Below are 11,802 nucleotides of genomic sequence, written 5' to 3'. Positions count from 1 at the left end.
CTCCTTATTCGAAAATATCCTTATGCAAAATTTCTTCCAAAACCACAGTCGCATAAGAGCCCTTTTGCAAAGTAAAATTTATGCCAAAATGCGCTTTTTCAGGATTGTATTTATATTGAACATTTTCAAGATAGCTCCAAGCAAAACGCCTGCTTCCGCTCATCTTAGCTTCAAATTCACTTGCCTTGCTAAAGATATCATCCTCTATCTTTTTAGCAAGCCCCTCGCTTTTATACGCCCTACTTCCTACGATAAGCCCGCAGCTGGTTCTATCTTTGAGATTAAATTTCTCAACCTCGCTTTGCAAATCCTCACACAAAAAATACTTGCCAAAAGGATAATGCCCCAAAACTTCGCCACGAATTAGCTTAAAAAACTGCTTTTGGCTCTTTAGCTCCCTTATCTCGTCCGCACTCATAAATTTATAAATTTCAGCTAGCTCTTTTGCACTAAATTCATCTGCAAATCGCGAAATTTCGATACGCTTACTAAGCCAGCGGTTAAAAAGATCGCTTTGATAAGCGGAGATTAAAAACTCGCTCATTTTTGGATTTTTAAGCTTTTTGCCATTTAGAGTTCCGTGCTTTAAAATTTCAAATCCACTAGCTGCATTATCGCCAAATTTGCCAAACCTCTGATAGCCAAAATAGTTCGGATATCCGATCTCATCTAGCTTCTTAATAGCCTGCTCAAGCTTAAGAGCATCTGTTGCAAGGACCTTTTTAAGACGGATAAAAAAACTATTGCCCTTTAAATGACCTATTCTTAGCTTATTGTTATGAGCGTTCATATTTAGAATTTTCATTTTATCGTGGCTAAAATTTGCCAAATTCGCCTCAAATTTACGCGGCATAGAGATAAATTGAGTAGTCATCCCCTGCTTATCCTTAAGCCCCGCATAGCCAAATTCTCTTATCTTAATGCCCGTAAAGTCGCTTAAAGCCTTTAAGGCTTCTTGTGTCGTCATATCTTTTTTAGAAATTTCAACGATAAGATGCTCGCCGTCTCCGCTAAATTCGTAAAGCGGTATTTCACGCACCACAAAATCATCCGAATTCTTGCTGAAATAAGCGTTTATAGGAGTGTGAGCTAGTGCGTATAAGGGCTTAAAAGTGGTGTTGTCTTGCATGGGTTTTATATCTTCCTTTTGTGATTTTTCCAAAAATATTTATTTTTACGCGAGCTTTTTTAGCTTCGTTTTTGATCCTGTGCAGATTTTTTTTGCTAAACGTAAAAAGCACCTCGTACTCTTCGCCGCTTAGCATTTGATTTTTAGGGATTTGCTTGATAAATTTCACCGCACAACCGCTTGCCTTGCAAAGCTTAATCAAATCCGCACCAAGCCCATCGCTAATATCCATAGCGGAATTTATAAACTTGCTAGCCGAATAAAAGAATTTATCCCTTAAAATCGGTCTTTTAAAGCGAGAATTTCTACTTACCGCTCCGCCGTTCATCAAGGCTTTTAATCCTTTTAAACTTCCACCAAGCCTTCCGGTAAATGCTATAAAATCGCCTTTTTTAGCACCGCTCCTAAAGATAGGCTTATCGTAAATTCTTGAAACAACGGTTACGCTTATAAAGATTTTATCGCTACTTATCGTATCGCCGCCTATTATCGTTAATCCAAACTCATCGCACGCCTTTTGGATACCTGATTTAAGCAAAGAAATTTCAGCGGGCTTTATCTCCTTAGGAAGTCCAAGCCCCAAAAGCGCGTATTTAGGAACCGCATTCATAACGATAGCGTCTGAGATATTTACGATCATCGCCTTGTAAGAAACCTCATCAAGGCTAAGCCAAGATCTTTTAAAGTGCGTATTTTCGTAAAATAGATCCTTGCTATAGACCCATTTTCCCGCAACCGCACCGTCATCGCCTATAAATGAGTTGCTAAATTTATCGATTATCAGCTGTTCTTTATCCATGCCACATTTTATAAAATTTGACGTTAAAAACTACTTCAAACGTTAGTTAAGCTAAAATTTTATAAACTACTCTTAAAAGGACGGCAGATGCTTGAAGTGAGAATTTTTAGATTTAACGCCAAAAACGATGTGTTAAGATACTACAAACCATATTTTTTTGAAAACTACAACTTTAAAAACTTACAAGATTTACTAGAGGATATTAAAAAAAACGATCCGTATTTTGATTTTGAAGGGGTTAAATTTGTAAAGATAAACGGCGTGGTAGTTAGCCTAGATACTAGCTTTGATCTAATCTTAAACCGTTTTAAGAGCACTCTTATCATAGAGCCTTTAAGCACAAAAAGAGCGGTAAAAGATCTCATCATAAACGATGATGACTTTATGGGGAAAATCAAGCTATTTAGTAAATTTTATACAAAAGAGGATGCTAAATTTTACGAGAGCCTAAAGCCATATTTTTATGCAGGATTTATGAACGAATTTGAGCCAAATTTCATAGGCTCAAGCGCGATAATATTTGCTAAATTTCTATGCGAAAAATATCCTGATAAAAAAGATAAAATTTTAGCCGTCGTAAGCGATAGCAAATTTGGCGTATGGATAGCGGGAGATTTAAAAGAGCGGATATTTTGGAATGATGAAATTTACAAAGGGGCTTTAGAATTCATAAAATCAAATTTAAAAGAGCCCGAAAGAAAACTGCCTGCTCTGAGTGCTGAAATGAAAATAGAAAAACTAAATTTCAAACATGATTTTAAGGATTTTACAATCGCAAGCTACGGTGAAATTTTAGATGATATAAGAAGTCTAAAGGCGAAATTCATCAGCACCGATAGCCAAAATTTGCCTTGCGGATTTGAGTTGATCGGACTAAATGATGAGCTTGCTTTTAAACTTGCCGGCGAAATTTTATTTGACGCGTTTGATAGCGGGGCTGATTTTTTACTGGTTGATAACGAACAAGCCTTTTATATGTTTGATACGCTTTCAAACAAACTGCAAAAATCAATCGGCAGAAGCTTGGAAAAATTTTATATCCTACGCACAGCCGAGCTTGTAAGCCTAGCAAACGGCGAAATTCCAACAAGTATAAAAAATCATAAGCTAAAAGTGAGATTAGTATAAATTTAAAATTCTAATATCTCAAACTTGCTCTTTATGATAATCTAATCTTAAATTTAGCAAATTCCTTTGCAAAAAATTGATTAAGATCCCTTAAACTATCATCATTCATCTCGATTAGCTTGAGGCGGTTTTTCTTGTAAATTTTAATTTTCTTTTTCTTGCGTTTAAGATAAGACGCGGTTTCAAGCCCCCAAAATTCGATATAAACATCATAATCAACCAGATAAAAATCGCTAATCACTCGCTGATTTGCATTCGCCTTTTTCTCGTAGATAAATTTTACTCCGCGATAAAAGAGCCAGTTTGCTATTATAAGCTCCGCCCTACTCTTTACCATATCGCCACTATCGCTTTTATAGTGAGTTTGTTTGATCTTTGTTTTTCGCGAAAGCCTTACTAAAAGAGCTATCAGGATCAAAACAAGTATTAAGATAACGAGAGTTTTTAAGTCTATTTGCAAAAGATCTCTTTAAATTTAAACACCGAATTTAAGCCCCAAGATATTTGCGCCTGATCTCGTCGTTACCTATCATATCTTTTGCAACGCCTTGCATAGCGATTTTTCCGTTTTCAAGCACGTATGCGTAGTCGCTTATCTTAAGTGCTGCAAAGGCGTTTTGCTCGACTAAAAGTATGGTTATACCCTCCTCTTTTAGCCTAACTATGGTATTAAAGACCTCTCCTACTATCTTTGGCGCAAGTCCAAGGCTAGGTTCATCAAGCATAAGTAGCTTAGGCTCGCTCATTAGCGCACGTGAGATGGCCAGCATCTGCGCCTCTCCGCCGCTTAAAGTTCCTGCAAGTTGCTGCTTTTTATCAGCCAAACGAGGAAATAGTCTATACATTTGAGAGCGTAAGTGCTCGTAGTTTTCGTCGTTATTAAAAGCACCCATACGCAAATTTTCATCAACTGTCAAATTTATAAACACCCTCCTGCCCTCAGGAACCAGCGCTATGCCGTGCCTAACAAGAGTATGAGTCTTGTGCCTTCTTGTATCATAACCCAAGAAATTTATCTCGCCTGTCTTTTTTACGCTGTTTAAAAGTGCGTTTAAAGTGGAGGTTTTACCAGCACCGTTTGAGCCGATAAGAGAGACGATATCTCCTGTTTTAACTTCAAAATCTATCCCTTTAACAGCCTCTATAAGTCCGTAATAAACGTGCAAATCTTTAACGCTAATCATTTAATAAAATCTCCCAAATAAGCAGATACGACCTTTTCGTTACGCACAGCATCACTTGGCTTACCCTCAAAAATTACCTTACCGTAATCAAGTACTAAAACGCGCTCGCAAAGGCGGTTTACAAATTTCATATCATGCTCTATAAGCAAAATACTAAGCTTGTATTTTTCCCTAAGCATAAAGATAAGCTCAGCAAGATCTTCGGTCTCTATAGGATTCATGCCTGCCGCAGGCTCATCTAGCAGCAAGAGCTTGGGATTTGTCGCCATAGCTCTTGCTATCTCGACCTTCCTTTGAACCCCGTAACTTAAACTTGTAGCAGGCTCGTTCGTATAACCGCTTAAATTTAGCTCGTTAAGTATATCCATGGCTTTTTCGCGTGCGATTCGCTCCTCTTTATGAAAGCGTCCCATATGCAAAATACTCTCGATAAAGCTATATTTTATATGTCCGTCAAGTCCGATTAAGACGTTTTCAAGCACGCTCATAGAGCTAAAAAGGCGGATATTTTGAAATGTCCTTGCGATACCGTGCTTGACGATCACGTTTGGCTTTTTGCCGTTTAGCGTAACGCCGTTAAATTTAACCTCTCCGCCGCTTGGTTCGTAATTGCCCGTGATGATATTAAAGATAGTCGTCTTACCCGCACCGTTTGGACCTATAAGACCAAAAATTTCACTTTCGTTTACTTGAAAGCTTGTGTCGTTTATAGCAGTTACTCCACCAAATTTCTTGCTGATATTTTTTAGCTCTAAAATCATCGCTTAAGCCTTTTGATAGCCGATCTAGCTACATCCGTTAGCTCTCTTTTGCCAAAAATTCCCTCTCTTGCAAACAGCATAACAAGTATAAGTATGACCGAAAACACAATCATTCTAAGACCTGGCATCGCATCAAATGTATGACCAAACATGCTTATCGGCTCATCTAAAAATCTAAGCCACTCTCCGCCTCCTATCACCAAGATAGTGCCTAAAATAGCTCCCGTCATAGAGCCAAGCCCGCCAAGGACGATGATAATAAGCAGCTGGAAAGTTAGATAAAAATCAAACTCATTCGGCACAATAGAGGCAAATGAGCACGCCCAAAGCCCTCCGCCGACACCTTCTAAAAACGCCGAGGTGCTAAAAGCGGTAGTCTTAACGGCAAAGGTGTTTACACCCATAGCAAGTGCGGCATCCTCGTCATCTCTTACGGCTTTCATCGCGCGACCGAATTTCGAATAAACTATATTTAGCACCATAATAACGCTAATAATAGCAATCCCGCCCGTATAATAAAGCGTAGCGTGCTGAGGTATGGAGCTAAGTCCAAGTGATCCGTTTGTGATAGATGGATAGTTGATAGCTAAAATTTTAATAATAAAACCAAAGCCAAGCGTAACGATAGCAAGGTAATCGCCCCTTACGCGAAATACAGGAAAGGAAAGAATCAAAGCAAGTATAGTAGCACAAACTCCTGCAGCAAGAAGAGCCAGCAAGAAATTTGACGAGTGAAGCCAAAGCACAAATGCTGCAGGACTTTCAAGATCAAACTGATAGTTTTTAGCGTCCGCATCAAGAAGTATAAGAGCCGCTACGTAAGCTCCAACAGCCACAAAGCCGTTTGGCTCAAGCGAAAACTGCCCCGTAACGCCGTTTATAAGGTTGTAACTAACCGCCAAGATAATAAAAATGGCGATATTGTTTAAAACCCTCAAAGAATAATCATCAAAAATATAATGAGATATAACCAAAAAACCCACAGCCAAAGCAAAAAATATGATATGCGTAATCTTAGGAACTCTCATCTAAAACCTACTCTTTTCAAAGTCATAGCCTAAAATTCCCGTAGGCTTAAATATAAGTATAAGAATCAAAAATATAAAAGCAAAAGCATCTTTAAAGCCTGAAAATTCAGGGCTTAAAGATACTACGACAACTTCCGTAAATCCTATGATAAATCCTCCAAGCACGGCTCCGCCAACAGATCCTATGCCTCCAAGAACGGCTGCGGCAAAGGCTTTAAGACCTATCAAAACTCCCATCATAGGCTCGATGGACGGGTAATTTAGCGACCAAAACACGCCGCCGATAGCTGCAAGCATAGAGCCAAGCGCAAATACTATAGCGATGATTAAATTTGCGTCTATCCCCATTAAATTTACGGTATGGATATCAAAGGCAAGCGCTCTTATCGCCATGCCGTATTTAGTTCGGTAAAGTATAAAAAGCGTAATAGCCAATAAAACAAGAGTGATGATAGGAACAAAAACCGCGCTCATAGCCAAAGTAACATCTCCAAACGTTAAAACCTTTTGCAGATATTGTGGTATGACAAAGGCTTTAGCCTCGCTACCAAAAATCACGTTAAATAGATTTTCAAGTAAAAAACTAATGCCAATCGCAGTAATCAGTAGCGAAATTCTAGGCGCTTTACGAAGCGGCTTATAAGCTATCGTATCTGTTATGATACCAAGAGCTGCGCATATGGTTACAGCAAAGACAACCGCCGCGATAAATGGCAAATTTAAAGAAACCATACCAAAAAAGCAGACATAAGCTCCAACCATCATGATATCGCCGTGAGCGAAATTTATAAGCCTTAAAACCCCATAAACCATAGTATAGCCTATGGCAATAAGCGCATACATACTGCCAAGGCTAAAACCGTTCACCATATTTTGTAAAAATAGTGAAAATTCCATCATCACTCCGAGTTTAAAGTATTTAAATTTTAAGGATTAACGTTTGCTTTAAACGTCGGTTTGCCGCCAACTATCTCTTTCATGACGACAGAGCGGATAGCATTTCCCTTAGAGTCTATACTGATCACACCCGAAACGCCTGAAAATTCTTTAGTTTGGTGAATTTGATCATTTACACAAACAGAATCGCTAGGATCTGCGCACTTATCCATAGCCTCAACCATTACAAAATAAGCGTCCGCTCCAAGAGCCGTAAAGCCTGCTATATCTCTTGTACCTTTATCTTTTTCATACTCGTCTAAAAATTTCTTTGAAAGCTCTGTAGGAGGGTTTGAAGCGTCAAACGAATCGCTAAAGATAAACCCGTCTACCGAATCTCCGCCAAGCTCTATGAAGGTTGGATTTGCCACACCGTCTGATCCAAGCATAGGTTTATATAAATTTATTTGCTTGGCTTGGCGCGCTAGCAAAGCCGCTTCCGGATGATACGTAGGCACATAGACGAAGTCTGGATTTTGGCTTTTTATCTGTGAAACTATCGCCTTAAAATCCTTATCTCCGGAGCTTATTCTAAGCTTTGTTAAAACTTTCCCGCCGTTTTTGGTAAATTCAGCCTCAAACGTCTTAGCAAGCCCAAGAGAATACACCTGCGCTTGATCCACGACGATAGCTGCAGTTTTATATCCTAGATCCTTTGCCGCAAATTCAGCCGCAGCCTTGCCTTGAAATGAGTCCATGAAGCAAACTCTGCTACCGAATTTCACATTATCTAGAAGCTTATCCGATGTCGCAGCAGGAGCTATTACGGGAATTTTGTTTTTATCCGCTATCGCCATTACCTGCATAGTGTTAGCTGTTATTAGCTCGCCAATGATACCTACGGCTTTATTTTGCGAGATAGCCCTTGTAGTGGCGTTTGAAGTCTCAACCTTCTCGCCTCTAGTATCAAGCAAAACAACCTTGATCGTATCGCCGTTTTTTAGAGTCGGACGCATTTTATTTGCCAAAGCTACACCCTCATAAGCCGTCTGTCCGTAAGCCGCAACAGCGCCTGTTACCGGCATAACCGCAGCTATGGTTATCTCTTTTGCAAAGCCAAACGAACTGATAGCCGCCAAAGATAGCGCTAAAGTAGTTATCTTTTTCATTTTTACTCCTTAATAATTTATGTGTTACATTATATTACAAATTTAAGAGCAAATGAGTGATTTTGATACTATTATGATAATTTTAAATGCTCATTAGTTAAGAATTTACTCAATCTATATAAAAGTTATTGTTAATTAGTAACATTTTAGTAGGATATCTTATAGCAAAAAGAATTGTAAAAAATAAAAATATAAAATTTTACGCCCGAATTTAACAAATTTACTCAATCAAATTCGGGCAAGGGCGTAATCTATCCAAATATCTCAAATTTTTTAAACAGCTTCTCATCGTTTTCAACGATACCGCGCTCAATGAGGCTTCTTACGACTTCAGGAGTACAATCGGTCTGCTTTGGCCACCCTCTCTCATAGCCATCCTCAATCCCTTTTTGCGTAGCATCCACAAAAACCACGCTTTGTTTTATGTATATATCGCGCATAGCGTCTATGTTGTTAGTAACTCGCCAAACGAGCATATATGGATTTTCAAGATAGTTTTCAGCTCCTACGAAAACAACTATTTTAAAGTACTCTTTAAGCTGCATAAATTTATCAAGCGTCTCTTTTACAGGGCGTTTTTTATCGTATTTGATGACGCAGATAGGAGATTTGGTATCGGTTTTAAACTGCTTAACCTCAAGAACATCCTCATCAATCTCTTTAAATTTCTCAAGTAAAGTATCATCGGCTAAAATTTCCACCTCGCCTTCGCTAAAGTCCGCAGTAGCGTCTATGCCAAGCTTGCCTCCATAGCAAGAATTTGGGCTGGCATGGTCAAGCTGATCACAAACTCCTTCTGTTATCAAAAGCCCTTTTACTCCAAATCTGTTTAAAACATAATCGGTAAATTTATCATACTCGCTAGGATTTGGTGCGCTCTCATCGACAAACACCGCATGCTTGACAAAGCTCATCTGCCCAACACCCCAAAATGCGTGCATAGCCTGCTTGGCATGCCCCGGATATAGCGTCTCAAGCTTTGCTAAGATAAGGTTGTGAAACACTCCGTTTTCAGGCATATCATAATCAATCAACTCAGGCACCGTAGTCTGAAGAAGCGGTAAGAAAATTCGCCCCGTAGCCCAACCCATATACTTATCCTCAAGTGGCGGCTTGCCCACAACGGTCGCATGAAAAATCGGCTCGCGCTTGTGCGTAATCGCCGTAACATCCATCACGGGAAAAGGCTCAATCGGCGTGTAAAAGCCCGTATGATCACCAAAAGGTCCTTCAAGCTCGGTTTTAGAAGTATCAACAAATCCTTCAATAACAAAATCCGCATCATGCGGAATATAAATTTCATTTGTAAGTGATTTTACGAGTTTTGCAGGTGATTTGCGGATAAAACCGTAAAGAAGCAGCTCAAAAATTCCTTTTGGAAGCGGAGCCTGACCGCACCAGATATAAAGCGGATCACCGCCGATCGCTACGGATACGGGCATCTTCTTGCCGGCACGCTTATACTCGTTAAAAAAATTTGCGCCGTCTTTATGTATCTGCCAATGCATTCCAAGGCGATTTTTATCGTAAATTTGCAAGCGATACATACCCAAATTCGCAAGCTCTCCATCAAGACTTTGGGTATAAACTTGCCCCATCGTGATAAATGCGCCTCCATCAAGCTCCCAAGTCTTAAGCACAGGCAAGCTAAAGAGATCAACCTCATCGTCTTTAAATTTCACCTGCTGGCACTCGCCTTCGCCTTTTATGCGCTTTGTAAATACATTTCTTAAGCCAAAAAGATAGCTCATGAAATTTAGCTTTTGCGCAAAACCCTTTGGCTTTTTTGGCTTTAAAAGATTTGAAATTTCCTTAGCCACCTCATCAGGATCTACTCCCATTATAAGCTTGGTCGCTTCAAAACTTCCAAATACATTTGTAATCACGGGAGCAAATTTACGACCCGATTTTTTACAAACAGGATTTGTAAAAAGCAACGCCTTACTATCAGGCTTTTTAACTTCAATGTAGCTTGCATGTGCTATCTCAAGGTCTATATCTACGGGCTTATCAATGATTTTTAAGAGATCATGCTGCTTTAATAAATCAATATACTTTTGCATAAATTTTCCTTGTTTTGTTTTATGTCATCTTAAAAAGATACCATTTGGGAGCAATCTTTTCTATCATTATATAGAGATTTTCATGCATAAGCGGAGCGTCCTCTTCTTTTTCTACTCTAAAAAATCCGACTATATTATCAACCATACCGCCGACTACTATCCTAAAAACATCGTCGTTATTTTCTATATGCGATAGATGTAAGAATTTCAAAATTCGCTCTATTTGCTCATCTTTGTCTGAAAAATTTGAGCCGTAAATTTCAAAAATTCGCTCAAATTTATGCAAATTTTCTTTGCCGAATTTGATAAGCTCACTGTCTTTTTCCACAGTAAGTTTTAAATTTTCAATATCAAGATCTTTCCTCTGCTTATCACTAATCTTTTCATAGTGATAAATCAGATCTTTTATAACGCCTGTCATCGCCAGAGATCTAACTGCATAAATTCCGTCTTCAATCATATAAACATAAAGATCAAAATGCTCGCTGTCGTCATTTGAGCTTAAGCCAACTCTAAAAACATCAAATTCATAACCTCTACCAAGAGGAGTTATCTCGGTTATATAAAAACCTTTAATATTAAAATCATGATTTCGCTTAGCGGCTTCACCTCTAAAATGATTAGCTTTATCAAAATTCGGATTTGTAAAAAGCTCTTTTATGATATCTACATTTGAACTTCCAAAAGCAATAGCAAAGCTTAAACCTAGGGCCGCAAGCGCTCTCATGCCTCGTTTGCCATCTCTTCGGCTCGCCTTAAAAGATCCTTGGCGCCCTTAGAGATAAATTCGCGCGCAAGCTCTTTGCCGGCAGTTGCAAATTCGCTCTTTGCGACGGTTAAGCTCTTTTGTAAAACTTCGCTTCCGTCAGGAAGTCCTACGATGGCATTTATATGAATTTGCTCTTTATCAAGCTTTGCATTTATGCCGATAGGCACTTGACAACCGCCCTCAAGCAGCGTTACGAAGTCGCGCTCTACGGTTGTCTCTATAACGGCTCTTTCATCACGCAAAAACTCTATGGCTTTTAAAATTTCCTCGTTTTCTACAGCCTCTATCCCAAGCGCACCCTGCCCCATCGCAGGTATCATCTGATTTAGTTCAAACGGATAGATAAATTTTACCTCTTCTTTTAAATTTAGGCGATTTATGCCCGCCATGGCTAGGATAATTGCGTCAAATTCGCCCTCTTTTAGCTTTCTTAGTCTGGTTTGGACGTTTCCTCGAAGCGAGATGATTTCTAAATCAGGACGCATTCTTAAAAGCTGCATTTTGCGCCTTAAGCTCGTAGTTCCTAATTTGGCACCCTTAGGCAATTCTTCAAATTTAGAGTATTTTTCGCTTATCATCGCATCTCGCACATCCTCACGCGAGCAAATAGCGGCAAGAACGAGCCCATCAGGAAATGCCACGGGCACGTCTTTTAGACTATGAACCGCGATATGCGTTTCGCCTTTTAGCATACTATCTTCAAGCTCTTTGGTAAAAAGTCCCTTGCCGCCGATCTTAGCAAGCGGAGTATCAAGTATAACGTCGCCTTTTGTCTTCATGCCTACAAGTTCTACGTCTATATCCTTATGAAATTCTAAAATTTTAGCCTTTATATGCTCGCTTTGCCACATTGCAAGGATGCTTTTTCTCGTTGCTATTTTTAAATTTTTCATTTT

At 39.2% G+C, this 11,802-nt stretch carries 12 protein-coding genes; 1 reads left to right on the top strand and 11 read right to left on the bottom strand.

Annotation, left to right across the window (positions count from 1 at the left end; genetic code table 11):
- Positions 1-4: 4 nt before the first annotated feature.
- On the bottom strand, positions 5-1,129 hold the full coding sequence (gene truD, locus CDOM15925_RS04445; protein ID WP_169941508.1) for a tRNA pseudouridine(13) synthase TruD: 1,125 nt from the start codon (positions 1,127-1,129) through the stop codon (positions 5-7).
- The gene (locus tag CDOM15925_RS04440; RefSeq protein ID WP_169941507.1) at positions 1,107-1,928 is read right to left on the bottom strand and encodes a thiamine-phosphate kinase; all 822 of its coding nucleotides are present in this window, start codon (positions 1,926-1,928) and stop codon (positions 1,107-1,109) included. Before CDOM15925_RS04440 ends, truD begins: the two co-directional genes overlap by 23 nt.
- Positions 1,929-2,015: 87 nt before the next feature.
- Here CDOM15925_RS04440 and CDOM15925_RS04435 point away from each other — a divergent pair, with 87 nt between their 5' ends.
- Positions 2,016-3,056: an HdrB C-terminal domain-containing protein gene (locus tag CDOM15925_RS04435; protein ID WP_169941506.1), complete on the top strand. Its 1,041-nt coding sequence runs from the start codon at positions 2,016-2,018 to the stop codon at positions 3,054-3,056.
- A 31-nt stretch (positions 3,057-3,087) separates the two neighbouring features.
- On the opposite strand, the gene CDOM15925_RS04430 is transcribed toward CDOM15925_RS04435, so the two are convergent.
- The 9 genes from CDOM15925_RS04430 to hemC all read right to left on the bottom strand — a co-directional run bounded on the left by CDOM15925_RS04430 (position 3,088) and on the right by hemC (position 11,799).
- A complete protein-coding gene (locus CDOM15925_RS04430; protein ID WP_169941505.1) occupies positions 3,088-3,516 on the bottom strand; it encodes a helicase IV in 429 nt (142 codons plus the stop codon).
- A gap of 28 nt (positions 3,517-3,544) precedes the next feature.
- Entirely contained in the window at positions 3,545-4,240 is a 696-nt protein-coding gene (locus tag CDOM15925_RS04425) for an ABC transporter ATP-binding protein (protein WP_169941504.1), read from the bottom strand.
- Positions 4,237-5,001 (bottom strand): ABC transporter ATP-binding protein, encoded by a 765-nt coding sequence (locus CDOM15925_RS04420; RefSeq protein ID WP_169941503.1) that lies wholly within the window; start codon positions 4,999-5,001, stop codon positions 4,237-4,239. Before CDOM15925_RS04420 ends, CDOM15925_RS04425 begins: the two co-directional genes overlap by 4 nt.
- Positions 4,998-6,029: a branched-chain amino acid ABC transporter permease gene (locus CDOM15925_RS04415; protein WP_169941502.1), complete on the bottom strand. Its 1,032-nt coding sequence runs from the start codon at positions 6,027-6,029 to the stop codon at positions 4,998-5,000. Before CDOM15925_RS04415 ends, CDOM15925_RS04420 begins: the two co-directional genes overlap by 4 nt.
- Complete coding sequence (locus tag CDOM15925_RS04410; protein WP_169941501.1) at positions 6,030-6,926, bottom strand: branched-chain amino acid ABC transporter permease; 897 nt, start codon at positions 6,924-6,926, stop codon at positions 6,030-6,032.
- 29 nt (positions 6,927-6,955) lie between these two features.
- Positions 6,956-8,074, bottom strand: coding sequence for an ABC transporter substrate-binding protein (locus CDOM15925_RS04405; protein ID WP_169941500.1), 1,119 nt, complete (start codon positions 8,072-8,074; stop codon positions 6,956-6,958).
- A 251-nt stretch (positions 8,075-8,325) separates the two neighbouring features.
- Complete coding sequence (locus CDOM15925_RS04400) at positions 8,326-10,137, bottom strand: menaquinone biosynthesis decarboxylase (RefSeq protein ID WP_169941499.1); 1,812 nt, start codon at positions 10,135-10,137, stop codon at positions 8,326-8,328.
- Positions 10,138-10,156: 19 nt separating this feature from the next.
- The gene (locus tag CDOM15925_RS04395; protein ID WP_169941498.1) at positions 10,157-10,864 is read right to left on the bottom strand and encodes a hypothetical protein; all 708 of its coding nucleotides are present in this window, start codon (positions 10,862-10,864) and stop codon (positions 10,157-10,159) included.
- Positions 10,861-11,799, bottom strand: a complete 939-nt coding sequence (gene hemC / locus CDOM15925_RS04390) for a hydroxymethylbilane synthase (protein WP_169941497.1) — start codon at positions 11,797-11,799, stop codon at positions 10,861-10,863. The genes CDOM15925_RS04395 and hemC overlap by 4 nt, the downstream gene beginning before the upstream one ends.
- Positions 11,800-11,802 lie beyond the last annotated feature (3 nt).

Origin of the sequence: Campylobacter sp. RM15925 (assembly GCF_012978775.1) — a bacterium.
GTDB classification, from domain to species: domain Bacteria; phylum Campylobacterota; class Campylobacteria; order Campylobacterales; family Campylobacteraceae; genus Campylobacter_A; species Campylobacter_A canis.
The sequence above is the reverse complement of the archived record's forward strand: the minus strand, read 5'-3'. Positions and strand labels throughout refer to the sequence as shown.